Source organism: Leucobacter komagatae (assembly GCF_006716085.1).
GTDB lineage: Bacteria > Actinomycetota > Actinomycetes > Actinomycetales > Microbacteriaceae > Leucobacter > Leucobacter komagatae.
Genome location: NZ_VFON01000001.1, coordinates 1,414,287 through 1,441,117 on the forward strand (window position 1 = coordinate 1,414,287; position 26,831 = coordinate 1,441,117).

At 68.1% G+C, this 26,831-nt stretch carries 22 protein-coding genes; 8 read left to right on the forward strand and 14 right to left on the reverse strand.

The genetic code is table 11. The annotated features are described in order from the left end of the window. Positions 1 to 17 precede the first annotated feature (17 nt). Positions 18 to 677 carry a leucine-rich repeat domain-containing protein gene (locus tag FB468_RS06565; RefSeq protein ID WP_141886637.1) on the forward strand — a complete coding sequence of 220 codons (660 nt, stop codon included), beginning with the start codon at positions 18 to 20 and terminating at the stop codon, positions 675 to 677. 249 nt (positions 678 to 926) lie between these two features. On the opposite strand, the gene hemQ is transcribed toward FB468_RS06565, so the two are convergent. Both hemQ and FB468_RS06575 read right to left on the reverse strand, forming a co-directional pair. Then, complete coding sequence (hemQ, locus tag FB468_RS06570) at positions 927 to 1,655, reverse strand: hydrogen peroxide-dependent heme synthase (protein WP_246055783.1); 729 nt, start codon at positions 1,653 to 1,655, stop codon at positions 927 to 929. A 16-nt stretch (positions 1,656 to 1,671) separates the two neighbouring features. After that, the gene (locus FB468_RS06575; RefSeq protein ID WP_141886638.1) at positions 1,672 to 2,784 is read right to left on the reverse strand and encodes a ferrochelatase; all 1,113 of its coding nucleotides are present in this window, start codon (positions 2,782 to 2,784) and stop codon (positions 1,672 to 1,674) included. A 126-nt stretch (positions 2,785 to 2,910) separates the two neighbouring features. On the opposite strand from FB468_RS06575, the gene FB468_RS06580 reads away from it, so the two are divergent. From FB468_RS06580 to FB468_RS06595, 4 genes are all read left to right on the forward strand, one after another. Beyond that, entirely contained in the window at positions 2,911 to 3,921 is a 1,011-nt protein-coding gene (locus tag FB468_RS06580; RefSeq protein ID WP_211359096.1) for a FecCD family ABC transporter permease, read from the forward strand. Next, positions 3,918 to 4,691: an ABC transporter ATP-binding protein gene (locus FB468_RS06585; protein ID WP_141886639.1), complete on the forward strand. Its 774-nt coding sequence runs from the start codon at positions 3,918 to 3,920 to the stop codon at positions 4,689 to 4,691. Before FB468_RS06580 ends, FB468_RS06585 begins: the two co-directional genes overlap by 4 nt. A gap of 12 nt (positions 4,692 to 4,703) precedes the next feature. After that, positions 4,704 to 5,729: an ABC transporter substrate-binding protein gene (locus tag FB468_RS06590; protein ID WP_141886640.1), complete on the forward strand. Its 1,026-nt coding sequence runs from the start codon at positions 4,704 to 4,706 to the stop codon at positions 5,727 to 5,729. Positions 5,730 to 5,851: 122 nt separating this feature from the next. Then, positions 5,852 to 6,646 carry a FadR/GntR family transcriptional regulator gene (locus tag FB468_RS06595; protein WP_141886641.1) on the forward strand — a complete coding sequence of 265 codons (795 nt, stop codon included), beginning with the start codon at positions 5,852 to 5,854 and terminating at the stop codon, positions 6,644 to 6,646. Between the two features lie 314 nt (positions 6,647 to 6,960). Here FB468_RS06595 and FB468_RS06600 read toward each other — a convergent pair whose 3' ends face one another. From FB468_RS06600 to FB468_RS06655, 12 genes are all read right to left on the reverse strand, one after another. Then, positions 6,961 to 8,208, reverse strand: coding sequence for an alpha-hydroxy acid oxidase (locus tag FB468_RS06600; protein WP_246055784.1), 1,248 nt, complete (start codon positions 8,206 to 8,208; stop codon positions 6,961 to 6,963). Continuing rightward, the gene (locus FB468_RS06605; RefSeq protein WP_141886642.1) at positions 8,205 to 8,930 is read right to left on the reverse strand and encodes an ABC transporter ATP-binding protein; all 726 of its coding nucleotides are present in this window, start codon (positions 8,928 to 8,930) and stop codon (positions 8,205 to 8,207) included. Before FB468_RS06605 ends, FB468_RS06600 begins: the two co-directional genes overlap by 4 nt. Before the next feature lie 2 nt (positions 8,931 to 8,932). Continuing rightward, on the reverse strand, positions 8,933 to 10,651 hold the full coding sequence (locus FB468_RS06610) for a branched-chain amino acid ABC transporter ATP-binding protein/permease (protein WP_141886643.1): 1,719 nt from the start codon (positions 10,649 to 10,651) through the stop codon (positions 8,933 to 8,935). Between the two features lie 3 nt (positions 10,652 to 10,654). Next, positions 10,655 to 11,530 carry a branched-chain amino acid ABC transporter permease gene (locus FB468_RS06615; RefSeq protein ID WP_141886644.1) on the reverse strand — a complete coding sequence of 292 codons (876 nt, stop codon included), beginning with the start codon at positions 11,528 to 11,530 and terminating at the stop codon, positions 10,655 to 10,657. Positions 11,531 to 11,559: 29 nt separating this feature from the next. Beyond that, positions 11,560 to 12,735, reverse strand: coding sequence for an ABC transporter substrate-binding protein (locus FB468_RS06620; protein WP_141886645.1), 1,176 nt, complete (start codon positions 12,733 to 12,735; stop codon positions 11,560 to 11,562). Between the two features lie 208 nt (positions 12,736 to 12,943). Further along, complete coding sequence (locus FB468_RS06625) at positions 12,944 to 14,593, reverse strand: ATP-binding cassette domain-containing protein (RefSeq protein ID WP_141886646.1); 1,650 nt, start codon at positions 14,591 to 14,593, stop codon at positions 12,944 to 12,946. Positions 14,594 to 14,780: 187 nt separating this feature from the next. Further along, positions 14,781 to 15,521: a glucosamine-6-phosphate deaminase gene (locus FB468_RS06630; RefSeq protein WP_141886647.1), complete on the reverse strand. Its 741-nt coding sequence runs from the start codon at positions 15,519 to 15,521 to the stop codon at positions 14,781 to 14,783. Between the two features lie 34 nt (positions 15,522 to 15,555). Then, entirely contained in the window at positions 15,556 to 17,037 is a 1,482-nt protein-coding gene (locus FB468_RS06635; protein ID WP_170219644.1) for a serine hydrolase domain-containing protein, read from the reverse strand. Beyond that, the gene (locus FB468_RS06640) at positions 17,034 to 18,479 is read right to left on the reverse strand and encodes a xylulokinase (RefSeq protein ID WP_141886649.1); all 1,446 of its coding nucleotides are present in this window, start codon (positions 18,477 to 18,479) and stop codon (positions 17,034 to 17,036) included. The genes FB468_RS06635 and FB468_RS06640 overlap by 4 nt, the downstream gene beginning before the upstream one ends. A 26-nt stretch (positions 18,480 to 18,505) precedes the next feature. Then, entirely contained in the window at positions 18,506 to 19,864 is a 1,359-nt protein-coding gene (locus tag FB468_RS06645; RefSeq protein ID WP_141886650.1) for an aspartate aminotransferase family protein, read from the reverse strand. An 86-nt stretch (positions 19,865 to 19,950) separates the two neighbouring features. Beyond that, positions 19,951 to 21,387, reverse strand: a complete 1,437-nt coding sequence (locus FB468_RS06650) for a M17 family metallopeptidase (RefSeq protein WP_170219645.1) — start codon at positions 21,385 to 21,387, stop codon at positions 19,951 to 19,953. Positions 21,388 to 21,401: 14 nt separating this feature from the next. Continuing rightward, positions 21,402 to 23,060: an ABC transporter substrate-binding protein gene (locus FB468_RS06655; protein WP_141886652.1), complete on the reverse strand. Its 1,659-nt coding sequence runs from the start codon at positions 23,058 to 23,060 to the stop codon at positions 21,402 to 21,404. Positions 23,061 to 23,217: 157 nt separating this feature from the next. Between FB468_RS06655 and FB468_RS06660 the strand changes: the two genes are divergently transcribed. Genes FB468_RS06660 through FB468_RS06670 form a run of 3 tightly spaced genes read left to right on the forward strand, consistent with a single transcriptional unit; the run spans position 23,218 to position 26,830 of the window. Then, a complete protein-coding gene (locus FB468_RS06660) occupies positions 23,218 to 24,180 on the forward strand; it encodes an ABC transporter permease (RefSeq protein ID WP_141886653.1) in 963 nt (320 codons plus the stop codon). 14 nt (positions 24,181 to 24,194) lie between these two features. Beyond that, complete coding sequence (locus FB468_RS06665; protein WP_141886654.1) at positions 24,195 to 25,211, forward strand: ABC transporter permease; 1,017 nt, start codon at positions 24,195 to 24,197, stop codon at positions 25,209 to 25,211. Then, the gene (locus FB468_RS06670; protein WP_141886655.1) at positions 25,208 to 26,830 is read left to right on the forward strand and encodes a dipeptide ABC transporter ATP-binding protein; all 1,623 of its coding nucleotides are present in this window, start codon (positions 25,208 to 25,210) and stop codon (positions 26,828 to 26,830) included. Before FB468_RS06665 ends, FB468_RS06670 begins: the two co-directional genes overlap by 4 nt. The last annotated feature ends 1 nt before the right edge of the window (position 26,831 follow it).

The following is a 26,831-nucleotide window of genomic DNA, read 5'->3' on the forward strand; positions in this document are numbered from 1 at the left end:
GGGAAACGGACAAGCACATGAGTAAGCAACGCAGTGCTCTTCGAGGGGCCGATGGCATCACCGCCGCTGTCAATGCAGGTCTGGGCCGCCCAACGGGTACTCCTCTCGACGGTGCGGCGGTCGCGGCCACGCAGTTTCTTGAGCTCGATGAGTTACCGGACTCAGACCTCGCACCGCTGGCGCAGCTGACAGCGCTCACTGAGCTTCGTCTCCACGGCGCCGCGGTGCACGATCTTGAGCCGCTCTCACACCTCAAGGCGTTGGTTCGTCTCGACCTCCGTTGGACTCCGGTGGCAGACATCGAGGCGCTGGGGGGCCTCGACCAGCTCACCCACGTGTTCCTCAGTGGCACACACGTGACCGACCTCTCGCCACTCGCGAGCCTGCGCAACCTCGAAGTGCTCGACCTTCGTTGGACTGCGGTACGTGATCTTGGGCCGCTGCGCTCGCTCGCCAAGCTCCAATCGCTCAAGCTTGCTGAGACGGAGGTTCGCGACCTCACGTCGCTCGCCGGCCTCGCCGAGCTTGAGTGGCTCGACATCGAAGCGACCGACGTATCGGACCTTTCCCCGCTCAGCACCCTGCGAAACCTTCGAATGCTGGAGCTCACTGGTTCGCAAGTGACCGACACCGCCCCCGTGCGCGGCCTTCCCGACCTCACAATCGTTGGGGCCTAGTCCCACCCACTGCGTGTGCCAAACACCGCCCGCCCCACCCGCCGCCAAAACACCTCATTTTCGCGAGAACACGTCGAAATCCGATCGAATATGATGCGCTCCGGAGAAATTGGGGGGGGTGGGGGTGGGGGTGGGGTGTCGGGGGCATGGGTGGCGGCCCAGATACCCGAACGGGCCAGCCCGCCCCCACGGCGAACTGACCCGTTCAAGTGTGTTGAGTGCGCACCTGGCCTGTGCCGCGCACCCGGCCTATGCCGCGAGCCCTCCGAGCACGCGGGCGAGCAGCACTTCAGGGGCCACACGCGGGCCCGTGAAGAACGGGGTCTCCTCGATGACGTGGCGTCGCGCCTCCGTCGCGCGAAGCTCGCGCATGAGGTCGACGATGCGCGTGAGGTCAGCGGACTCGAACGCCAGCAGCCACTCGTAGTCGCCAAGCGCGAACGAGGCAACCGTGTTCGCAAGTACGTCGCCGTAGTCGCGAGCCGCAGCGCCGTGCTCACGGAGCATCTTCGAGCGCTCCTCGTCGGGCAGCAGGTACCAGTCACGGCTGCGCACGAACGGGTACACGCAAAGGTAGTCGCCCGGGGTCTCCCCCGCCAGGAAGGCGGGGATGTGTGCGCGGTTGAACTCGGCTGCGCGGTGCACGCCGATGTTCGACCAGACCGGCGAGAGCCTGCCCGAAGCGCCCGCAAGGATCGCGCGGTAGCCGGCCTGCAGCGCCTCGGTCGAGGGCGCGTGCAGCCAGACCAGCACATCGGCGTCGGCCCGGAAGCCTGCGATGTCGTACCAGCCGCGAACAGTCAGGCCATCGATCGCGGCGAGCGCCGCAGTGGTCGAAGCGGCTGCGGCGGCCGGATCCCCAACGGGGGCCGCGGAACGCTCCTCACGGAACACCGCGAACATCGTGTAGTTCACCGCCTCATTGATGGACTCGGCGATCTCGCTGTGGTCGATGACGGGGCGAACGGTCTCGGTCACGGTCTCTCTCCTTCAGTTAGTCCTCGGCCCCGGCAAGCACGGGGATTCCCGTGACCTCGCCGTGGCGCATGCGGCAGCTCCCGGGTGGAGCGACGTCTGGCAGCGCCGGGAACTCCCCGACGGTGACCGGCGTGGCCTCTTCGCCGCGCTCGCGGGCCGCCCGCTCGACGATGAGGTCGACGAGCCCGGCAACGAACTTGTCGCGCACCCCGACGGTGTCAGCGCGAACGGCCTGAATGCCGTGCTCCTCCGCCGTCTCGAGCGCCTCGGTGTCGAGGTCAAACGCGACCTCCATGTGATCTGAGATGAAGCCGATCGGGGCGATGACAACCTTGCGAACGCCCTGCTTCGCGAGCTCCTCGAGGTGGTCGTTGACGTCGGGCTCGAGCCACGGCGTGCGCGGGTCGCCGGAGCGCGAGCAGTAGGCGAGCGACGACTCGAAGGTCGGCGCCACGTCGCCAGTCAGGAACGCGTTGATCGTCGCGAGCACGTCTTCGTGCTGCTCGCGGTAGCCGGGGCCGGTCTCGGCCGAGGCATCCTGCATGGTGTCTGGGATCGAGTGTGTGACGTAGACGATGTGGGCGCCAGCGAGCCCGCCGTCGAGCTGCGCCGCAGCCTCGGCGATCGCGTCGGCGTTCGCCATGACGAACCCCGGGTCGTTGAAGAAGGGGCGCACAATATCGATCTCGGGAGCGGCGTCGCCGAGCTCAGCGACCGCAGCGGCCAGGTGCTCGCGGTACTGGCGGCTGCCGGAATACGACGCGTACGCGCTCGTCACGATAGTGAGCACGCGCTTCGCGCCGAACGCGACGGCGTCGCGCAGCGTGTCTACCGTGTACGGGTGCCAGTTCCTGTTGCCCCACACGACGGGCAGCTCGATGCCGCGGCGACCGAGTTCGGCCTGGAGCGCCTGCAACAGGTCGAGGTTCTGCTCGTTGATCGGGCTCTTCCCCCCGAAATGGCCGTAGTGCTCACCCACTTCGACAAGTCGGTCCTCAGGGATGTTCTTGCCAACGGTGACGTTGCGCAGGAACGGCAGCACGTCGTCGGGGCCGTTGGGGCCACCAAAGGAGCACAGGAGCAGGGCATCGTAGGGAGCCGCGAGAGCGGCAGGCGAATTCTCAGTCACGCTCCGTACGCTATTCGACCGAACCTGAACGTCTGATGTGAAAGATCTGACTTATTAGATCTGACCTATGACTAGAGTGGATCCGGCGCCAATCGACGCCCGCACACATTCGGCAGCAGGAGATCCGTGAGCCGCACACGACACCCCGTCATGTGGACCGCCATCGTCGGGACACTGGCGCTCGGCGTAGCCGCGCTCATCTCCCTCATGCTTGGTATCGTACGCCTCACGCCCGCCGACACCATCGCCGCCCTCGGTAATCCGTCGGCGGCCGACATGCAGGCGGCAACCGTGATCTGGTCGATCCGGCTCCCCCGCATCGCCGTCGCCGCGCTCGTCGGCGCGGCCCTCGCCGTGGTCGGCACTGTCATGCAGGCCATCCTCCGTAACCCCCTCGCCGAGCCCGGCATCACCGGCGTCTCGGCGGGCGCCGCGGTAGGCGCTGTCGCCGGCATCACCCTCGGCTTCTCGGGCACCGCTCAGTGGGGCATTCCGCTTGCCGCGTTCGCGGGGGCAGCGACGGTTGCGCTGATCCTGCTCGGCGTGCTGCGCTCGCGGCGCGACCTCGGGCCCGGCACGATCATTCTCGTCGGTGTCTCCATCAGCGCGCTCGCGGGCGCGCTCATCAACGTTCTCATCGCCAACGCGAAAGACGATTCGCTCGTGCGCAGCGCCATGTTCTGGCTCGCTGGCGACCTCGAACTGCGCGGCTGGGACCACGTGGCGATGGCGGTTGGCCCGATCCTCATCGGCCTCGCTTACCTCGCGACCCGGGTGCGCGCGCTCGATGCCCTCGCGCTCGGTGAGCAGATCGCGGCGACGTCGGGCGTGAACGTCACCCGCGAGCGCACCATACTGTTGCTTGTCGCGGCGCTCGTGACGGGCGCGGCCGTCGCGGTGAGCGGCATCATTAGCTTCGTCGGCTTGGTCGTGCCGCACTTCCTGCGGCTCCTCGTCGGCGCATCGCACGCGCGTCTCCTGCCGCTCGCGGCGCTCGGCGGCGCGCTGTTCCTCATCGTCGCGGACACGATCGCCCGCACGGCGTTCGGCGCGGTTGTCGTGCAGACGGGCGTCGTCGCCGCGCTCGTGGGGGCGCCCGTGTTTCTCGCGCTCCTCCTGCGAAAGAGCCGCGCATGATCCCGGCGCCCAGCGAACTGCAGCCGCTCGAACTCGACGGGTTCGGCGCGGTCCGGGGCAGCGTCGCGCTCAGCGACCCACTCTCGATGCGGATCGAGCCGGGGACGGTGCTCGGCATCGTTGGCCCGAATGGCGTCGGGAAGTCGTCCCTCCTCGGCGCGATCGCGCATTCCGGGGTCGCGAGCTACGGCACCGCGGCGTTCGGCGGGGAGGATCTCGGGCGGAGCCGGGCGAAGCGTCGCGCGCAGCTCGTCTCGCTCATGGCGCAGGATCACGGGGCGCCCGGCGAACTGCTCGTGCGGGAGCTCGTGGGGGTCGGCGCGTGGGCGTCGTCGCGTGAGGATCCGCACGCCACCGTTGGTTCGGCTCTCACTCGCGCCGGGATCGCGCACCTCGCCGACCGTCGGTACGCGACGCTCTCCGGCGGCCAGCGGCAGCTCGTGCAGCTCGCGCGCGTGCTCGCGCAGAACACGCCGATCGTGATACTCGACGAGCCGACGAGCGCGCTCGACCTCGCCCACCAGCGCGCGGTCGAGCAGATCATGCGCGGCCTCGGAAACCAGGGGCGCATCGTGATCGCGGCGATCCACGACCTGAGCCTTGCGCTCAACACCTGCACCCGCGTGCTGCTGCTCGACCCGGGCGGCGCCTCCCACAACGGCGCACCCCACGAGGTGCTCGGCGCCGACCGCGTGTTCGCCGCGTACGGCGTGCGCACCACCATCCACACGACCCCGCAAGGCCGCCGCATTCTCGCGGCCGACGACTAGCCAAGGACACTCATGAATACGACCCGTTCCGTCGCGGCAGCCGCGCTCACCGCGCTCTCACTGTTCGCGCTCACCGGCTGCACCGCGCCCGACACGTCCGCCGACGCTGCAAAGACCGAGGCTGCTGGCGACACGGCTGAGGCCCCCGCCGGGTTCCCGCGGACGGTTGAGATTCCGGCAGGGCGCGGCGGTGAGGCCCACAGCATCACGATTGAGGCGGAGCCGAAGGCGATTGCCGCGCTCGATTATGAGAGCGCTGAGGTGCTCGCTGAGCTCGGGCTGACCGACAGGCTCGTGCTCATCCCCGAGGCCGTGTTGAACCCGGCGCTCGGCGGGCACGTCGACGAGATGGCGGAGGTGCCCGCGACGTTCCCGGTCGCCATGAACCTCGACACCGAGACGGTCATCTCGACGGCGCCTGACCTTGTCGTCATGAGCCCCCGCCACGGCGCCGAGGCGTCGATCGGCGCCGTGCTTGAGCAGGCCGGCCTCACCACGCTGCAGCTGCCCGACCCGTGGACGAGCCCCGAGATCCTCGCCAAGAACATCGACCTTATCGGGCAGGCAACCGGGGCCGAGACCGAGGCTGCGGGCGTCGTATCCGACATCGAAGACGGGCTGAAGCAGCACTCGGCAAAGACGCCGGGCGCCGACGCCGGGGACGCCCCGCGCGTGCTCGTACTCACCAACCAGGCAGGGCGCCCGTTCGCAGCGGCAGGCGGCGCGTTCCCGCTGCACCTGCTCAACCTTGCCGGCGCGGTGAGCGTGACCGATGAGCTCGGCATGGAGGCGACGGGCCCGATCAGCGCCGAACAGATCGTCGAGGCGAACCCTGACGGCATCGTGCTCATCGACATGAACGGTACAGGCGACCGTATGTTCGCTGAACTGCTCGCGAACCCGGCAGTCGCGACGGTTGCGGCCGCCGCGGACGACAAGCTCATGCGTGTTCAGGGTCGCGACGTGCAGGCGCTCGGACTCGGCGCGACGGTCGCCGGGCTCGAGTCGCTCACCGGCTGGGTTTCGACGCTCGGCTAGGTATTCGCCCGCCGCCCGCTGGGCGGGAGCCACGCTGTGGCTGCACCGTGCTTGCACCGTGCCCGAGGGATACCTGAGCGCGCGCCGCGCCTGAATGGGCGCGCGCTCGGTACACTCAGTGCATGTCCTCCACACAGCTCGGTTCGCACAAGGTGCGCGAGGCTCATGAATTCCTTCGTTCGCGCATCAGTACGGGTGAGTGGCCAATCGGCCAGCTCATCCCGAAAGAGCCTGAGCTCATGGACCTCATTGGCGTCGGTCGGTCGACCGTGCGTGAGGCCGTCAGGTCACTCACGACCCTCGGCATGCTCGAGCCCGTTCCCGGCGTTGGCACTTTTGTGCGCGCACGGACACCGGTGAGCTCGCTGCTCACCGAGTTTCTGATCGAGCAAGACCTCGAAGAGGTGCTCATCTACCGCCGCTCGCTCGAGATTGAGGCGGCCCAGACGGCGGCCGTGAAGCGCAGCGACGCTCAGCTCGCGGCTCTGCGCGCGAGCTACGAGCGCAGCCTCGCCTTCGACGAGGCGCCCGAGGGTTCTGCCATGAACCCGGCGAACTGCGAGCGCTGCAACGACATCGCACGCCCCGATTCGTTTCACCGCCTCATTGTTGAGGCGTCGGGAAGCAAGCTCCTGCTTGATCTCTACACGGGAGTCATGACCGTGCTTGGGAGGGCTGTTGCCCGCGGTGTCGTCTTCCTCGGCATCTCCTCTGACACGATGCACCTCGACCACGGTGCTCTGCTGAAGGCGATTGAGGAGCGCGACGTGCGCGACGCCGCCCACACGATGGCGCTGCACGCAGACCGCGACCTCGGCGTGCACGCTGACATGCTCGACCTCAGCCCGAACACTGAGCGCGCCGAGAGCCTCATCGGGGCTGGCTATGACCCCCAGGGCGTGACGGCGCCCCAGTAGGGGTTGTGGTTGCTGGGCGGCTGGTGGCTTGTCTCGACAGCCACCCTTCCCAGAGCGCAGCCCCGCCTCACTCTCTCACACCGCCTGGGGATCTGCAGTGCTGATGGAGCTTCTGGCCTGAAGCCGCATATCTTCTGTCGTTTGCATACGATCGAGGTGAGCCCTGGTCCCCAGGCGTTTGGCTGCCCACCTCCGACGCTTGATGGCCCGCCCCTACCCCTGGGATCGACCTTTCCAATGCCCGCTCAGCGCCCACGAGGCATACCTTCTGCCGATTGCAGATCTTGTGCTTGGGCCTGGGCCTGGGCTTAGACCTAAGCGCGGAGCATGACCCGCCCGCGCATCTCCTGGGGAGTGTCGACGCCGGTCAGCTGCATCGTACGCACGGCCTCGGAGCGCATGATCTCGAACATCCTGTCGACGCCGCGCTCTCCCCCGGCCATGAGGCCGTAGAGGTAGGCGCGTCCGACCATGCACGCATCGGCGCCCAACCCGACGGCCGCAAGCACGTCGGCGCCCGACAGGATGCCGGTGTCGAGGAAAATCTGCGCCCGCCCGTTCACGGCCTCGGCAATGCGTGGCAGCAGCTCAAGCGGGGTTGGTGCCCGGTCGAGCTGGCGACCGCCATGGTTCGAGACCACGACCGCGTCGACGCCGAGCTCGACGACTCGCTTCGCGTCCTCGACGGACTGAATGCCCTTCACGACGAGCGAGCCCTCCCACTCGTCGCGCAGCCACTGCAGGTCCTCGAGGCTCAGGCTCGGGTCGAACATCTGTCCGACGAGCTCGGCAACGGTGCCATCGAATGACTTCAGGCTGGCGAATTCGATCGGCTCAGTCGTAAGGATGTTGGCCCACCAGTTTGGGTACAGGGCGAAGTCGACGAAGGTTTTCACGCTCAGCGACGGCGGGATCGTCAGGCCGTTGCGGGTGTCGCGCAGCCGGTTCCCCGCGACGGGGGTGTCAACAGTCAAGACGAGGGTGTCGTAGCCCGCGGCCCGCACCTGGTCGATGAGCTGCTTGGTCGCCGCGCGATCCTTCCAGAGGTACAGCTGGAACCAGTTGTCTCCCGTCGGCACGGCGGCCTGCAGGTCGCCGGGCGCGGTGGTGCCCATCGTCGACAGGGTGTACGGCACCCCTGCTCGGGCGGCGGCCCGCGCGACCGCGATCTCACCCTCGTGCTGCATCATGCGGGTGAACCCGGTCGGGGCAAGGATCAGCGGAAAGCTCGCTTCTTTGCCAAGGATCGTCGTGCTCGTGTCAACGTTCGCGACGTCGTGGAGCACACGCGGCTCAAACTCCACGCGCGAGAACGCGTCGCGGGCTCGCCAGATCGACAGCTCCCCCTCGGCCGCGCCATGCACGTAGTAGAACACCGACTTGGGGGTGCGCCTGCGCGCCGCCTCAGCAAGGTCTTTCACGGTGAGGGCTCTCTGCAGCCGCCGCTCCACCGGATCAAGCTCGGGCTTCTTAAACCCGAGGAACGGTGAGACCTCGCTCCACTTCGGCAGTTTCCGCTTGATCTTGCGTGCTCCGAGGGAGTCGCCGCGCGCGGTCGTCACTTGTCTCCACCACCAGTTCCCAGGTATGCCTGAATAATTCCGTCGTCCGCAAGGAGCTCGGCGCCCGTGCCGGAGCGCACGATCTCGCCGTTCTGCAGAATGTGACCCTCGTCAGCTGCCTGCAGCGCACGGCGGGCGTTCTGCTCGACGAGCACGACTGTGGTGCCGCCGGCACGGATCTCCTCGATAACCTTGAAGACCTCGTCGACGATCTTCGGCGCGAGCCCCATCGACGGCTCGTCCATGAAGATCACCCGCGGCTCCGCGAGCATCGCCCGCCCGATCGCAAGCATCTGCTGCTCGCCACCCGACAGCGAGCCCGCGGGCAACTGCCGCCGCTCGCCGAGCACGGGGAAGCGCTCGTAGATGCCATCGATTGCGGCCGCGGCTCCCCCGCGGAGCTTCCGAGCACCGAGCTGCAGGTTCTCGCCGATGGTCAGTGTGCTGAGCACCTGGCGCCCTTCGGGAACCTGCACGAGGCCCCGGCCCACGAGCTTGTGCGCGCCGGTCTTCGTGATGTCCTGCCCCTCGAAGAGCACCTTGCCCCCGGAGGGTTTCACGATGCCCGAGATCGCGTTGATGATCGAAGACTTGCCCGCGCCGTTCGCGCCGACGAGTGTGACGAGCGACCCCGCCTGCACATCGAACGAGACGCCGCGCACGGCCTCCACCTTGCCGTAGGTCACCTTGAGATCGGTGACGCGAAGAATTGGCTCTGCCATGGTTAGGCCTTCCCGCTTGTCGAATCGGCGCCGGGAGCTACCTCAGCGTCGGATTCCTGCACGGCGCCAAGGTATGCCTCAATGACGCGTTCGTCGGCCTCGATCTCGGCTGGGGTGCCGCTCGCGAGGAGCTGGCCGAAGTTCAGCACCGCGATGTGGTCGCAGGTGCCGAGCACCATACCGACGTTGTGCTCGATGAAGATGATGGTCAACCCGTCGTTCGCGAGCGACCTGATGAGCTCCGACAGCGCCTCCGCCTCGACGTGGTTCATCCCGGCGGCGGGCTCGTCGAGAATCAGGATCGACGGGTCGGCCGCGAGCGCACGAGCGATCTCGAGTCGGCGCTGGTCACCATACGAGAGGCCCTTCGCCTCGACGTTCGCCTTGTCAACGAGGCCCACACGGTCGAGGCAGCGGGCGGCCTGCGCAAGCGCCGCGCGCTCGTCACGGCGAGCCGACGGCAGCCACACGAGGCGCCGCAGGAAGGTCGGCTTCGCGATGAGGTGCGTGCCGATGAGCACGTTCTCGAGCGCGGTAAGCCTGTTGAACAGCTTCGAGTGCTGGAACGTGCGGGTCACACCCGCCGCCGCGATCTTGTGGACCGGAGTGCGCCCCACCTCGACCCCGAGCACGGTCGCCGACCCGCTCGACGGCGGAATGAGTCCGCTGATCATGTTCACGAGCGTCGTCTTGCCTGCGCCGTTCGGGCCGATGAGGCCGACGACGTCGCCGCTGCGAATCGTGAGGTCGACGCCCTGCACCGCGTGCACGCCGCCGTACTCCTTCGCGAGCCCGTCGAGCTGCACCACGATTTCACCCTTGGCAGGGTGCGAACGCAGCGAAGCCGGCGCAGCACCCGCCGCGGTGAGCGCCGCAACGTCGATCTTCTGCTTGCGGCGCGGCACAAGGCTCGCGATGCCACCGGGCAGGTACAGGATCACGATGAGCAGCAGCAAGCCCGAGATAAACGGGCGCAGCCAGCCAGCCTCGATGCCAACGGCGCGTTGGATCTCAGGGAGCATCGTCTGGAACCCCGAACCGAGGATCGGGCCAAAGAAGTTCGTCGAGCCGCCGACGACGGCGGTTACGAGACCATCAATCGCGGTCGAGAAGCTGAAGTCTTCTGGCGTGATGATGCGCATGAAGTACGCCCACAGCACGCCGTAGAGGCCCGCAATAGCGCCAGCCGATACGAAGGCGGCGAGGCGGTGGCGGCCGACGTCGATCCCGATGGAGCGGGCGGCGAGCTCGTCCTCACGGATCGCTTCGAGCGCGCGACCGTAGCGCGAGCGCCCCTGACGCCAGAACCAGTACGCGACGACGATGAGGAGCGCCCAGGCGAGCTCGGGGCCGACAATCTTCGGCACCGACATGCCCTGCGCGCCACCCGTCCACGACTGGTTGAGGATGAAGATGCGAATGCCCTCAGCAAACCCGAGCGTCGCGATCGCGAGGAACACACCGCGCAAGCGCATGGTCGGAAGGCCGAGGATCACGGCGGCGAGCGAACCGACGACCATGCCGATAAGGATCGCGATAATGAGCGTCGGCACCGGGCCCCACGACGCGGGAGTGGGGGCCAACGTGGCTGCGACGAACGCGGCGATACCGGCGAAGCCGGCCTGACCGAGGCTGAGCTGGCCCGCGACGAGCACCGCGTAGAACGAGTACGCGAAGATGCCGTTGAGGGCGATAAAGACGAGAACCGATTCAGTAAACATGGTCTAGACCTCGCGCACCTTCCGCTTGCCGAAGATGCCCTGGGGCATGAGCAGCAGGATGACGAACAGGAGTGCGAACGCGATGAAGTCGCGCCAGCTCGAGCCGATGTACTGGATCGCGAAGACTTCGGCGACGCCGAGCACGAGCCCACCGACGAGGGCGCCGGGAAGGGAACCCATGCCGCCGACGATGATGACCGCGAGGCCCTTCAGTTCGATCGCGGTGCCCATGCCGAGCTGCGCGCTGTTCACGTTGAGCGCGAAGAGCACACCGGCGACGGCTCCGAGCGCCGACGAGATCGAGAATGTCATCGCGGTCACGCGGTCGACGTTGATGCCGAGCACGCGCGCTGCGGTCGGGTTCTCTGCAACGGCGCGCATCGAGCGGCCGAGCGACGAACGCTTCACGAGCACGTTGAGCGCGATCACGAGGCCAATGCAGATCACCACGATGGCGAGCTGCACGTAGGTCGCGCTCGCGCCAAAGAGTTCGACCTTCCCCTCGGGCGCCGTGCCCTCGGGGAACCGTCGTGTCTGCGGGCCGAAGAATGCCTGCAGCACGGCGACGATCATGCCTGCCATCGCGATCGACGCGATGAGCCCGGCAAAGTGGGCGTCGGGCCTGTTCTTGAGCGGGCGGAAGGCCACCCGCTCAATGACGAGGCCGAGGACGGCCCCAAACAAGAACACCAGGACGAGGATCACCCAGATCGACAGCTCGAACGCCTCGGCAAGGCCGATGCCGACGAAAGCTGACGCCGCGAACACGGCGGGGTGCGCCAGGTTCAAGCGATCAAGAATGCCAAACACCAGGGTGAAGCCAATGGCGAATAGCGCGTAGATCGAGCCTATGAATAGGCCGTTGAGCAGTTGCTGCATGGGTGATCCTCGTTCGGTGTGATGCGTGTCTAGCGCAGAACGGCGAACTTGCCGTCCTTCACGATCTGCACGACGGCCGGGTGCTCAGCGTCACGGTTCTTGTTGATCGTCACCGCGCCAAGCGGGGTCGCGACGTCCTTCAACTGCGCAAGCGAGTCGCGAAGGTCCGAACGCTCGGCCGAGCAGGTGCTGCGGATCGCGTCGTCGATGAGGTAGAGCGCCGAGTACGCCTGTGCCGCGAACTGGTCGGGCTGTGCGCCGAACTTCTCTTCGTAGGCGGTGAGGAACGCCTGGTTCTCGGCGTTGTCCGATGCCGAGTTCCAAGCAGCACCGACCACGACGCCCTCTGCGGCTGCGCCGGCGTCTGCCATGAGCTTCGGGTTGTTGAAGCCGTTGCCGCCAACGATGGGCTGGTCGATGCCGAGCTCACGCGCCTGCGTGACGAGCGGGATGGCCGCCTCGATGAGCGCCGACACGACGATCGCGTCGGGGTTCTTGTCTTTCGCCGCGGTGAGGAGGCTGCGGAAGTCGGTGTCGGCCTTCGAGAAGGTCAGCGTGTCGAGCACCTCGACGTCTGTATCCTCAAGCGCCTCCGCCATGACCTCGTAGCCCGACTCCGTGAAGGCGTCATCGTTCGAGTACATCACGACGACCTTCTTCAGGCTGTACTCGTCGATGACCGCGTCAATGGTCTGCGGAATGACCTGCGCCTCGGTGAGCGAGTCGCGGAAGACGTAGTCGCCGATGTCGGTGATACCGCCGGCTGTGGTCGAGATGCCCATGACCGGCATGGACGCCTCAGTCGCGATCGGCATGGCCGCAACGGCGGTGTTCGAGAGCGTCGGGCCGAGCACGATGCTCGTGCCATCGCCGACGAACCCCTCCATCACGCTGATGCCCTGGCGCGGCTCGGATGCGTCGTCTTCGACGCTGAGCTTGTACTCAATGCCCTTCGCCTCGTTCAGCTCAGCGAGCGCAAGCTCAAGACCCTGCTGCTGCGAGACACCGTAGCTGCCAGCGCCGCCGGTCAAGCTAAGCGCCGCGCCAACCTTGACAGGGCTCTCGATGACGCAGCTCTCACCCGAGCCGGTGCCGACGAGGCCGCCACCGTCACCGCCCGTCCCGCCGTCACCACCGGTGCTACAACCCGCGAGCAACAGGGCCGACGCTGAGACAACGGCCGCGGCGCGAAGCTTCATCTTCATTGAATTCTCCTAGCAGTTTTTGGCACGCCAAAACGTGTACGAATGAACGATATGTATTCAACAACGTGGCACAACGCACAGCTTTTCTCAAAGCCACACCCCAGGAACTCGTGTTATGTGCCCAAATTGAAACATACGGAGTCTGTTGGGATACAGGAAAAGACCCCGCCGCAATGAGGCGCGGGAGCTCGGGTGGCCCGATGGGCGCTCAGGCGGCCCTGCGCGCTGACCGGGGCTCGCCCTCGATGAGGCTGCCAGCGAGAGGCACCGGCGAGCCCCCGCCGATCCTCATCTCTGCGTCGCAGCACTCACCGAGCGCATCGGCGTCACGCGAGAGCGAGAGTAGGGCGACACCGTCGCTGCGGCGGGCTCGCGCGCAGGCCGCAAAGAACTCAGCCGAGCCCTCGGCCTCGCCGGTCTCGCCGCCGTCGAGCACGAGCACGCGCGGGTCGTGGGCAAGCGCCCGCGCGAGGGCGAGCCGTAGCTGCTCAGCCCGCGACAGGTCACAGACGCGCACGAGCAGCCTGTCGGGCCCGAGCGCGACGAGCGCGAGCAACTCAGAAACGCGCGAGCCGACGGCGCTTGGCGACACCGCGGGCCGCGCCCGCCGCACTGCCCGCCGCAGGAGCGTGCGCACGGTGTGCGTCTCACTTGACGCCCGCTCCGTCGAGTAGGTCACGAGTTGGATCGCGCGACGCTCGGCCGCGGTGCGCGCCGCGGCGCGCGACTCCTGCAGCGCGCCGTCGATGCGCAGGTCGCCGCCGATGCGCAGCGCAGAGCTGGGGCTCACGCCGCCGACGAGGGCGAGCGCGAGCATGCTTTTTCCGCTGCCTGTTGGGCCGGTGATCGCGAGCCCTCCCCCGCGCTGAAGCGCGACGGAGACCGGCGGCGTTGCACCGAGCGCCCCGGGAAGCGTCACGGCGAAATTGCGCAGTTCGAGAGCCGGGAGCGCGGCGGGCGCGGCCAGTGGGCCCTGTGCGAGCGGCCCCGACTTCGCCCGCCGTGTCGTACCACGAGTGACGGCTGCGGCTTCAGCGACGACCTTGGCGCGGGGCCGGGCAGTCGCACCAGCGACCTCCGCGACCGGGGCGTCACCGGCGCCCCGTGCGAGCGGCCGCGCCGTGACTCCGTTCGCGCGGCGCGCGGCGCGCTCCGGGCAAAAGGTCTCGACTATCTGGCCGTTTTCGAGCACGGAGATCTCGTCCGCGAAGCGCTGCGCGAGCTCAAGGTCACGGGTGAGCACGATGACCGTCGTGCGGATGGCGCGCCGCATCCCCGCGAGCGCGTCGATGACTTCGTCAGCGACGGGGCGCTCGAGGCCGGCGAGCGGCTCATCCAGCACGACGAGCTTGGGCGACCCCGCGCTCGCGGGGCGGGCAACGGCCTGCGCGAGCGCGACCCTGCGCCGCAGCCCCGCCGGGAGCAGTTCGGGGTCGCGGTCCAGTATCTTCGGGTCGTTGATCCCGAGGCGCGCGAGTGCAGCGCACAGCGTCAAATCATCGAAGGCGATGCCCGGGAAGCGCGCGGTGAGCGCCGAGGCGAGCGCGTCGCGGACGGTGGCGGCGCCGCGCAGCTCCCCTTCGGCGTCCTCACTTAGCCAGGCGACGTGCCCCGCCGCTTCAGCTGTCGCGGCGCGAGCGAGCGGGTCGAAGTCGCCAAGCCTGACGCTGCCCGCGGTACGGGAGAGCCCTGGGCACAGCGCACCCCGCAGCGCCCAACCGAGCACCGTCTTCCCCGCACCCTTGCCGCCGACGACGGCGCGTACCCGGCCGTGTTCGATCCGCGCGTTGAGGTTACGAAGCACCGGCCTTTCGGCACCGGCGGCCCCGCCGACGGTCAAACGCTCACACGTAATCATGTCTCCCCTAACAGGTGCGCGTGCGCCAGCGCTCCCCGCGGCATTCGTAGGGGTTGCACTTCGGCGCGATTCATCTGATGATTGTTCTAGCCCAGATGGTAGCACCTTGTTAGGTAAACCTCACACACATCTGATGTGATCGGTGTGGCGAGCGGGTTCCGCTCCGCAAAAGGCCTCAGGTGCCGCCCTAGGTGGCGGCGGGCGCCGCGCTGAGCCCCGAGGCAGCGGCCTCGTCGATGAACCAGTGCACGTTCGCGTGGTTCCGCAGCCGGCTCGCGGGCACGAGCTCAGTTTCCTCGCCCTCGATCGCCGCGGCGACCGCCGCCGCCTTCGCAGCTCCGACAGCGATGACCAGCAGCTCCCGCGCCTCGAAGATCGTGCCGAGGCCCTGGGTGATCGCCTCCGTCGGCACGTCATCCGCGCGCTCGAAGAACCGCGCATTGTCTTCGATCGTCGCCTCGGCGAGCTCCACGACTCGGGTGCGCGAGTCAGCGGCTGCACCAGGCTCGTTGAACCCGAGGTGTCCGTTGCGTCCGATGCCGAGTACCTGCACGTCGATGCCACCGGCGTCCCTGATCGCCTGCTCGTACGCCTCGGCGGCGCCCGGGGCGCCCGAGCCGTCAGGGATGCGTACGAGGTCTGCGTCCAGCCCCGCACCGGCGACAGCGTCGCGGCGGATCACGGCGTGGTAGCTCCGCGGGTCCTCAGGCTCGAGGCCGAGGTACTCGTCGAGCGCGAAGCCGCGGACGCCGCTCTGGTCGAGCCCGGCCGCCCGGGCCTGCCGACCCCAAGCTGCGTAGACGGCGACAGGCGACGACCCCGTCGCGAGCCCGACGACGGCCCCGGCATCCTGCCGCACGCGGTCGACAATACGGCCCGCCGCGGCCTCAGCGAGCTCGGCTTCGGAGGAAAAGACGTGGATGTGCACTGCGCACTCCCTTTCTGTGCCGCCGAGCGGCACGCTAGCGGTCGACCACGCGTGAGTACACGCAGCCGTCGATGTCGAGCGTCTGCGCTACGCCACCGATGAAGTTTGAGAATCTCGCCCGCTCAGGCGTGCCGGGCTCGGCGCCGACGGTGTAGCCGCCCCCCTCCGCGATCGGCACGAGCGGGGTGTCTTCGGTCGGCGCTTCGACGCCGCTGTACGCGCGCAGCACGAGCCGACCGGCGACGCCCGGCTCGGAAGAGACACCGACCTCGTAGTGCGGGCACCAGGGCGTGTAACTCCGGTAGTGCCCGGCCAGGCGGGCCGCGTCGCCGGCACCTCGAGAGAGCGGGCCGCGGGTCACCCGCAGCGCGGCAATCGGGTCGGGGGCGCCCCCGGCGATGTCGCCGCCATCAGCGCCAGCGGCGCCGCCCACCTGCTCGGCAACGAGCTCCGCGTGTGCCGCCCGCGCGAGCAGCTCGGCGTGCGGCCACTCCCCCGGAGTGCTGAGCAACACGGCGACCGTGAGGTCGAGTTCGGGGTGCGCAACCAAGAACGCGCCGTAGCCGATCATGCCGCCACCGTGCGTGAGGAGGGTGCCGTGGGCCGTCGGCTCAACGTTCACGCCGAGCCCGTAGCGCGCGCCCCGCACGCGAAGGTGGGGGCCGGCCCCGAGGATGTCTTCGCCGCTCGGTGCCGTCAGCGTCGCAATCGCCGCGACGGCCGCGGGAAGCCAGGCTGACTCGCTCGCGAAGCTCGTCGGGTTGGTGAGCGCCAGCCCGAACTGGAGGAGCTCGCGCGCGCTCGCGCCCACGTTTCCATCGGCGCCCGCCGGTTCTACCCAGCTCTGCTGGCTGAGCGGATCACCCGGCGCCCACTGCGCGTCGTCGCGCGTCGGCACGGTTCCCGGGCACAACCGCGCGCGCTCCACGCCCGTCAGGCTTGCGAGCGCCCCGGGCAGCCCGAGCGGCCCGAAGAGTTCTTCTGCGAGCAGCCGCGGGAACGCCGTCCCCGCCGCCTCAGCGAGCGCGAGGCCGAGCACCACGTACCCTACGTTCGAGTAGTGAAAGCGCTCGCCGGGGGCTGTCAGGGTGCGCGTCTTCGGGAGCGAGAGGGCCTGTGCGATTTCCCCGGGAGACGCGGAGTTCCCGGAGATCCAGCCGGCGGTGTGGGCGAGCAGGTGCCGCAGGCTCGGTTCGCCTGCCCCCTCCGGCAATTCGAGCCACGGCAGGTACGTGCGCACCGGGTCGTCGAGGCTGAGCACACCCTCGGCTTCGAGCCTCGCGGCGGCGAGGGCTGCGACGGTCTTTGAGATCGAGCCGATCTCAAATCTGTCGTGGATTTCCACGGGCCGCCCGCCCGGGCCACGCGTACCGAACGCGCGCTGTTCGACGACGCCGCCCCGAGCGATGGCGATGGTGCCGCCGCTCACCGGAGCCGCGTCAAGCAGGCCGCCGATGAGCGAGCCGATGGACCCGCCGCCGAGCAGGGCCCCGTCGGCCCCTAGCGCGCGGGTCACTGCGCCGCCCCCGCGCGCTCCCGCTCGCGCGCGAGATCGCCGTCGTGCCGCGTCGCGAGCGCCCCCCACACGGCAGCCCGATCAGGATCCGGTGAGTAGCTCGTGAGCCGCTCTCGGCGCTCCGGGAGCGACATCCCCAGCCCAACGAGCAGCGTCGCGATCGCACCAAGCGCCGAGTGGTCGGCGTCGCTCTCGTCGGCGAGGACCTCGCGGCCGCAGGCGTCGGCAAGATCCTGCAGGGCGCGCGGTGAGGCGAGCGAACTGCCGGAGGCGATGATGCGCCCACCACTGTCACCCGCGATCGCGAGGATGCAGCGGCGCAGTTCGAGAATCACGCCGGTGAGGAGCCCGCGCATGAGTGCGCCGCGGGTCGTGCCGAGGGTGAGCCCGCTGAACGAGCCGAAGATGCCCGGCTCCCACAGCGCCCCCTGTTCACCCGGCCCGACGTAGGGCAGCACGGCGGGCGCCGCGAGCGGGTCGATGGCGCTCGCTTCGCCGACGAGGTCTGCGACGCTGGCTGCGCCGGTGAGGCCCGCGAGCCACTGGAACGCAGAGCCCGTCGCGACGAGGTCCATTTCAAGCCCGTAGCCGCCGAGCGCGAGCGGGGTGACGAGAGCGCGACCCGAGGCACTCAGCTCGAGTTCGTCGCGGGTGCCGAGCACGACCGTGCTCGTGCCCGAGATGATGGCGACGTCGAGCCCCGGCCGGGCGCCGAGTGCCTCAGCCCCAAGCACCGAGTCAGCCCCGCCGAGTGCGACGGGAAGGCCCGCCCGCACGCCGATGAGCCTCGCGACCCCGGCGTCGAGGCCGCGGGACTCGGTCGATGGCCTGGTGGGCGGCAGCGCGGGCCACGGGCCCGCGGCATACTCGCCCGTCGTGAGGTCGTACACGCCGCTCCCGGCCGCCGTCGAGGGGTCGGTGAGCAGCTCGCCTGTGAGCTGTTCGAACAGGTAGTCTTTTGCGCCCGCGATCCTCGTCGTGCGCGCCGCGACCTCCGGGTCCCTGTCGCGCAGCCGCAAGAACATCGGCACAAGGTAGCGACCGTCGAACTGCTGGCCGGTGCGCTCGTAGGCCACGGCATCGGGGTACTCGCGACGCAGCCACTCGGCCTCGGGCTCGGCCCGGGTGTCTTCCCAGACAATTGCGCTCCCGACGGGTTCGCCGTCTGCGTCGAGGCAGACGAGCGTTGGGAGCATCGCCGAGAGGCCGATGCCGACCCAGCGCTCCGCCCCGGTGGCGGCGGCGAGCCGCGCGAGCGCGCCGATTGCCGCCGCCATCCAGTCCTGCGGCGCTTGCTCTGCGGCGCCGGGTTCTGGCCGGTGCGTCGGGTACGGCTGGCGCTCCCTGAAGAGCACCCGCCCGGACTCAACCCCAACAGCTATGGCTTTGAGGCTTGAGGTGCCAAGGTCGAGTCCGATCGCGATGCCCTCGGGAGGCGTCATGCCGCGCCCTTTCTTCGTTGAATCGCTTAGCGCGAGAATTCCTGCTTGAGCACCTTCATGGCGCCCGCGGCGGCCTCGAGGGTGTCATCGATGTCGCGGTCGTCGTGTACGAGCGAGACAAAGAGGTTCTCAAACTGTAGCGGGTGGAAGAGCACGCCGCGCACGAGCATCTCCTCGTACCACCGCTTGAACACGCCCTCGCGGGTGTGCGCGACCGCGTCGCGCCAGTTCTTGATCGGGCCGTCCGCGAACCAGAGCTGGAAGACGGTGCCAAGGCCCGTCACGTACGCGTCGATACCGTTGTCGTTCGCGATCGATTCGAGGCCGCGTGCGAGCCGATCGCCGAGTGCGCGCTGGCGCTCATACAGGCCGGGCTCAGCGAGGAGGTCCATCGTCGCCGAGACCGCGGCGCACTGCACCACGTTGGCGTTGTATGTGCCCGAGTGCGAATAGGTGCCGTCGGCGATGAGGCGCATGGCCTCCTTCGTACCGCCGATCGCTGCGACCGGGAACCCGCCGCCAACGCCCTTCGCGTAGGTCGTGAGGTCAGGGATCACGCCGTAGTACTCGTGCGCGCCGCCGCGGGCGATACGGAAGCCGGTGATGACCTCATCGAAGATGAGCATTGCGCCGTACTTCGTGGTCTCGCTGCGCAGCAGTTCAAGATAGCCGGGCTCGGGCAGAATGCAGCCGGTGTTCAGCACGGCGGGCTCGGTAATGACGGCGGCGATCTCCTCGCCGCGCTCTTCCATGAGCTTCACGAAGCTTTCCGCGTCGTTCCAGGTGAGCACGACGAGGGTCTCCTCGAGCTCGGCGGGCACGCCGGGGCCCATCGCGACGGGGCGGGGGCGCTCGGCCGAGCCCGCCTTGTCGAGATCGACGTGGTTCGACCAGTACACGCTGTCTTGCCAGCCGTGATAGAGGCCCTCGAAGCGCACGATAATGCGGCGACCGGTTGTCGCGCGGGCGATACGCACGGCCTGCCCGACGGCCTCGGAGCCGGAGTTTGCGAAACGGACCTGCTCGACGCCGGGTACGGCGGCGACGACCTTCTCGGAGGCTTCGATCTCGAGCTCGTAGGGCAGACCGAAGCTCGTACCCTGCTCTTGAATCGCCTTCACGACGGCCTCAGTGACGACCGGGTGGCGGTGGCCGAGGATATCCGGGCCGAGGCCCAGCAGGTAGTCGACGTACTCGTTGCCGTCGACATCGGTGATGCGCGACCCCTGTCCCTGTTCGATGAACAGGGGGTACGGGTTCCAGCCGTTGCGCGGGAGGCGGGCCGTACTGCCTGCGCCGCCGGGAATCGTGAGCTTCGCGCGCTCAAAAAGTTCGCGGGAGCGCGCGGTGCGCGCGGGGAACGCTGAATCGAATGTGAGGTCCACGTTGAGCCTTTCAATTACCGCGGAGGATCCTTCCCCCGCTAGCTTGTCATACTAAGCATATACACGGTGACGTGCGGATGCAATCCCTAGCGGAGCGACCCCGCTGCCCACGCGCGCATTGCCTCAGCCAGGGCGAGCGTCGTCGCTCCCGTCGGGCCCTCCGGCCAACCCGCGATGGGGCTCTCGAGGTACGCAACGCCACCAATGTCGAGGTGCGCCCAGGGGGTCTCCCCCACAAACTCGGCGAGGAAGGTTGCGGCGTGCCGCCCCACGTCGGGGCGGTCAAGTGGCGCGTTTTTCGCGTCGGCGACGCGGCTCTCAAGCACCGCGTCCTCGCCGTACGGGAGCGGGATTGCCCACAGCGGGTCTGCCACCTGACCCGCGAGGTTCTGGAGCCGCTCCGCGAATTCGGCATCGTTTGACCACATCCCGGCAGCGCGCAGGCCGGCGCCGCCGTCGGTGAGCGTGCCGAGGTCAACGAGCGCTGCGGCCCCCTGCGAGCGCAGCCAGGCGAGGCCGTCGGCGAGAATGAGACGCCCCTCGCAGTCGGTGTCGACGACCTCGGTCGTGCGCCCATCGGGGTGCGTGACGACATCCCCGGGCCGCACCGACGTTCCCGAGACCGCGTTGTCGCAGAGCGGCAGGATCACCTCGACCGGCGCACCGGGTTCAGCGAGGCGTGACGCGAGGACGAGCGCGGCCGCGACCGTCGCGGCAGACGCCATATCACTCTTCATCCAGGCAAGTTCGCCCGGGTCCTTCTTCACATTCAGCCCGCCGGAGTCGAACGTGACCCCCTTGCCGACGACGCCAAGAGTTGGCCCGGTTGAGCCCGAGCCCGCCCACCGCAGTCGCGCAACAACGGGGGGCCGCGCCGATCCACCACCTACTGCGGCGAGGGCACCGAACCCGCGAGCTTCGGCGTCTTCCGCCGCCCAGAGCTCGGCGGTGACACCTTCGCCCATCCCGGCGGCGAGCGCGAGAATCTCATCACCCAGCTCCCGCGGCCCGAGCGCGCTCGCAGGCCGTTCAACGAGGTCGCGCACCCAGCCCCGGGCGACGGCACCGAGCTCGGCACCCGCTGATGGCGCTCGGCCATCACCAAAGAGGGGGCGCCGCTCTGCGTCAAGCGGCGCTGCGGGGCGTTGCGTGCCTAGCCAGGCGCCAGCCCAAAGGGCATCGTGGGCACTCGCATCCTCGCCGCCTGCGACCCACAGGGTCGCCTGGCCCACGCTCGCAGCCCCGAGCTTCAGCCCGGCCTCGAAGTAGCGCTCGGTCACGCTGGGCGCCCCCGGCCCGCGGTGGGCGGCGGTCAGCTTAACCGCCGCCACGACCGCGGGCGCTCCCTGCGCGGGGATCACAACGCGACTGGGTTCCGAGCCAGCGCCGAGCCCCGCCGCAATCGCAGCGATGAGCTCACGCTCCCCCAGGCCGAGCGCCGCGGCAAGCCCGGCGGGCCCGCCGGTGCCGACACTGCCAGAATCCCAGCCGTCAGCGAGTAGCAGGAGGTGTGTTCCCCGCACAGTACTTCCCCTCGCTACTTCTCGACCCGGTACACACCCGTGAGGGTCTGCGTCGAGAGGTTGTTGATCGACCCCACAAGCGGCGACAGCACGAAGCCGTCCCATGCCGGGTTGAACGCCTCGATCACGTTCGGGTACGCGTACACGATGTAGGGGCGGTCGTCGAAGATGATCTGCTGCATCTCGTTAATGATCTCCTGGCGCTTCGCCGCGTCGAGCTCGGTGCCCTGAGCCTTGTATAGTTCGTCGTACTTCGGGTTGCAGTAGCCGCTGTCAGAGTTTCCGCCGAGCGAGTCGCAGGTGAGCGTGCTCAGGATGAAGTCGGGCTCATACGGCGGCGCCCAGTTCCACATTGCGATGTCGAAATCGAGGTACTTGTTGTCGGGCGCGGTGATCGCATCCCACGCCGCGTCCGAGTCCATCTTGCGCTGCTCAACCTTGATGCCGAGCTTCTCCCAGCCGCGCTGCATGGTCTGGAACGCGCGGTCACCGGAGCCGGATTCCGCGGTAGGGAACACGAGTTCGTACGCCATCTTCTCGCCGTCAGCGACTCGAATGCCGTCGTCGCCCGGCAGGTAGCCGAGGTCGTCGAGGATCTTGTTGCCCGCCTCGATGTCGAACGGCAGGCCGGGGAGCGACTCGTTCTTGAACCCCGAGATCGGGGCGAGGAGTGTCGAGCCTGGCTCGGCGTTTCCGAGGTAGGTCTGCTCCACGATCTCGTTCCGGTCGATGCCGTACTCGAGCGCCTTGCGCACCTCGGGGTTGAGGAGCTCGCGGTGCGAGGTCTTCTCGGGGTTCGTGTTGATGATGACGTTCTTGATCGACACGCTCTGACCCGTCTGCACGGTCATGCCATCGGCCTTGAGTTTCTCGACCGCGGTCGGGGGCGTCGTCAGGCCAACCATGTCAACCTGGCCACTCTTCAGCGCCGACACCATGGCGTCGTCGTTTGCGAAGAACTGCAGGCCCCAACCCTCAATCTCTGGCGCCTTGCCGTACCAATTGGGGTTGGTCTTGTACATCATCATCTGGTCCTTTTTGTAGGACTCAAGCGTGAATGGGCCGCCTGACACGATGGGCGGGGCGTTGTCGAAGCTCGTGAGGTCGAGGCCGTCACCGGTCGCCTTGGGCGCCCAGATGTGCTCGGGCAAGATGTGCAGTGCCTGTACCTGGGTGAGCACGTTCGCGACGGGGGCGTCGTAGGTGAAGACGACCGTGTTCGCGTCGGTTGCCTTCGCGTTGTCGAGGTGCGCCACCCAGCCCGCGAGGATGCCCGTCGGGCCGTCGGCGTATTCGAGGATGAGGTTCGCGGTGAACGCGACGTCCTCGGCGTCAAGCGCCTCGCCGTCGCTCCACTTCGCGTCCTTCACGGTGTGGAAGGTCCAGGTCGTGCCGTCCTCGCTCGATTCCCAGGACTCGGCGAATGACGGGACGATCTCGAGGTTCTCGTCGTACTCGGTGAGGTGGGGGTAGATGTACTGGTACATCACACTCGAGTAGTCGGAGTCAGACACGAACGGGTTGAGCGAGTCGACGACCGCGGTCGCCCCGACCCGCAGGAAGTTCCCTCCCCCGCTCGCGCCTCCGGATCCGCCAGGTGAGCAGGCGGAGATTGAAACAACAAGTGCGGCCGCGGCTGCTACAGCCAGGCCCGCGCGTACTGCGATCTTCATTGATCCTCCATCGACTGATCGGTACGCGCGGCCCGCGCACCTCTCTCAGTAGACTTAGCATACTATATAGCGCTACTTCTCATATAGGCAGTAATGTAGTTCCATCGCCCGCGCAATCCGGGCCGCACGCACAGTCGCTGCACTGAAAGGACCACCGATGCATCGAGGAAGATATATCTGGCGCAGGACACTGTTCGCGCTCGTCACGGTCTTTGTCGCAGTCACCATAAACTTCCTACTCTTCCGCGTGCTCCCCGGCTCGGCGGCGAATCGCCTCTCGCGCGTGCCAGGCGCCTCGGCTGAGATGAAGGCCGCGCTCGAACGGCAGTTCGGCATCGACAAGTCACTCTGGGAGCAGTACGTCCTGTACCTCAAGGGGCTCTTCACCGGAAACCTCGGCATCTCGTTCTCGAACCGGCAGCCCGTCGCAGCGAACCTCGCGGAGGCGTTCCTCAACACGCTGCCCCTTGTGCTCACCGGAACGATCATCGCTCTCGCCATCGGCATCCTCCTCGGCATCCTGAGCGCCGTGCGGCGCGGCACGTTCTTCGATCACGCCATGACGAACATCTCGGTGCTCTTCTACGCGTTCCCCACCCAGTTCGTCGGCGCGATGCTGCTCATCTTCTTCGCGGGCGTCCTTCCCTCGGCCGGCATGGCCGATCCCTTCGCGATGGCGCTGAGCCCGGGCGAGCAGTTCGCAGACAGGCTGCGGCACCTTATCCTCCCGGTCGCGACGCTCGCGCTCACGCTCTACGCCGAGTACCTACTCATCATGCGCTCCTCGGTGTTGGAGACGCTCGGTGAGGACTACGTGCTGACCGCGCGCGCAAAGGGGCTCCCGAGGGGCCGCATCATCCGCTCCTACTCGGTTCGCAACGCGATGCTCCCGACCGTCACGATGATCGCCCTCGCGCTCGGCACGGTCGTGAGCGGCGCGATCCTCATCGAGGTCATCTACTCGTGGCCGGGCATCGGCCGCGAGCTCTACCAAGCGGTCCTGCAGCGCGACTACCCCATGCTCCAGGGCGGGTTTCTCGTCATCACCATCACCGTCGTCGTCTTCAACTACCTCGCCGACCTCGCATACGCGTGGCTCGATCCGCGGGTATCCGATTGAGCAGGGAGCACACCATGGCAGCACCGGGCACAACACTCTTCTCGCTCCCGCGCAGGCGCAGGCCGCGTGATCGCCGCCGCGGCGCATTCGCGACCGCGCTTCGGCAGCCAAGCGCGATCATCGGGCTCGCGATCATCGCGATCTTCCTACTCATCTCGATCTTCGCACCGCTCCTCACACCGTATTCCGGCGGCGAGGTGAGCTGCGCCGTGTTCGAGGCACCGTCGGCCGCCCACTGGTTCGGCTGCGACGACGGCGGCGTCGACGTGCTCACCCTCGTACTCGAGGGAGGCCGCGTCTCGATGTGGGTCGGGTTCACCGCGGCCGCGATCGCGATCGTGATCGGCTCGGCCGTCGGCATCCTCTCCGGCTACTTCGGCGGCTGGGTCGACACGGTGCTCATGCGCATCACCGACTACTTCCTCGTCATCCCGCAGATCGTACTCATGATCGTCATCGCCGCGGTCTGGGGCCCGAGCCTCAACCACGTCATCATTGTGATCGGTGTGCTCATGTGGACGGGAACCGCGCGCATCGTGCGGTCGCAGGTGAAGAGCCTCCGCGAGCGCGTCTACGTGAAGCGCGTCGAGGCGCTCGGCGGCAGCCACCTTCGCATCATCATGCGGCACATTCTGCCGCAGCTCGGGCCGCTCCTCGCGGCGAGCGGCGTGCTCGCGATCACCGTCGCGATCTTCAATGAGACAGCGCTCGCCTTCCTTGGCCTCTCAGACCCGAACACGGTCACCTGGGGTGTCATCATGGAGCGCGCGTTCAGCCGAGCCGCGATCAGCACGGGTGCCTGGTGGGCGATCGTGCCGGCCGGAGTCGCCGTCGCGCTGCTCATTCTCGGCTGCTACCTCGTCGGCCGCGCCATCGAGGACGCGCTCAACCCGCGACTCAAGATCTCGCACCTCGCCCTGCGCACCTGGGCGATTCGCCCGCTCGGCTCGACCGAAGACGCGAAGCCCCGCGCGAAGACGCCGCGGGCCAGCACCAGCGCAACTGACACTACGAACGGAGCGGGCGTATGACCGCAGCACTATCCCCCACCCCCGTGCTCGAAATCCGCGACCTGCGCGTCTGGTTCGCGAACGACCGCGGCGAAGAAACCGAGACGGTTCACGGCATCAACCTCGCGCTCGCGCCTGGCGAGCGGCTCGGCCTCGTTGGCGAGTCGGGCTGCGGCAAGACGACAACGATCCTCGCCGCGCTCGGCCTGCTGCCCGCGAACGCGACCGTGAGCGGCCAGATCCTCCTCAACGGCACCGACATCATCGCGGGTGGCGACGCGACCGTCCGCCCCCACCGCTGGAAAGACATCGCGATGGTCTTCCAGGGCGCGATGAGCGCGTTCAACCCGGTGAAGACGATCGGCTGGCAGATCGAGGAGGCGCTGCGCTTCCACGGCTTCCCGCGCGAGACCATGCAGGCGCGCGTGCGCGAGCTGCTCGGCCTCGTCGGCCTCCCCGACGGCACCGAGAAGCGCTACCCGCACGAGCTCTCGGGCGGTATGAAGCAGCGCGCGGTCATCGCCATGGCGCTCTCGTGCGAACCCAAGGTGCTGCTCGCCGACGAGCCGACGACCGCGCTCGACGTCGTGGTGCAAGACCAGATCCTCCGCCTCCTCGTCGACCTGTCTGACAGGCTCGGCCTCGCCGTGATCCTCGTCACCCACGACCTCGGCGTCGTCGCCCAGAGCTGCTCGCGCGCGGCGGTCATGCGCGCGGGCGACATCGTCGAGATCGGCGAGGTCGAACAGCTCTACCGCGACCCCGCGCACTCTTACACACGCACGCTCTTCGAATCGACGCCCGACATCACCGCTGTCGCGAACGCGACCCGGGCGAGCGAGCCCGCGACCGAACCACTCCTTTCTGTCCGTGACCTCACGGTGCAGTACGCGGGTAGGCGCGAGCATCGCGCGGTCGACGGGGTCTCCTTCCAGGTCGACCGCGGCGAGCTTGTCGCGCTCGTCGGCCAGTCGGGCTGCGGTAAGACGACGACCATGCAGTCGATCATGGGGCTCGTGCCCGAGGCGACGGGCGGCATCGAGGTCGCCGGTATCAACGCGCTCGGCGCCAAGCGAGCGGAGCGCAAGCAGCTGCGCTCGCTCGTGCAGCCGATCTTTCAGGATCCATACGAGTCGCTCGACGTGCGCTTCACCGTGGCTGACACGCTCGAAGAGCCCCTCCTCATCCACAGGGTCGGGAAGAACCGAGCCGAGCGGCTGGCGCGAATCTCCTCGGCACTAGAGTCCGTCGGGCTCACCCCGGTTGAGCAGTACCTCGACAGGTACCCGCACCAGCTCTCCGGCGGCCAGCGGCAGCGAGTGGCGATCGCGTCGGGTCTCGTGCTGACGCCGTCGCTGCTGCTCGCGGACGAGCCGGTGAGCATGCTCGACGTGTCGGTGCGCTCGGGGGTGCTCCAGCTCCTCGCCGAACTGAAAGACACGGCGGGCCTCGGGATCCTGATGATCACGCACGACCTGTCAACGGCCGCCGAGTACGCCGACCGCATCATCGTGATGCGAGAGGGCAAGATCATCGAGTCGGGCACACCCGACGAGGTCGTGAACCGGCCTCAGGATCCGTACACGCAGCTGCTCATCAACAGCATCCCAAGCCCAGACCCGGCGCACGCGCGGGTCTAGG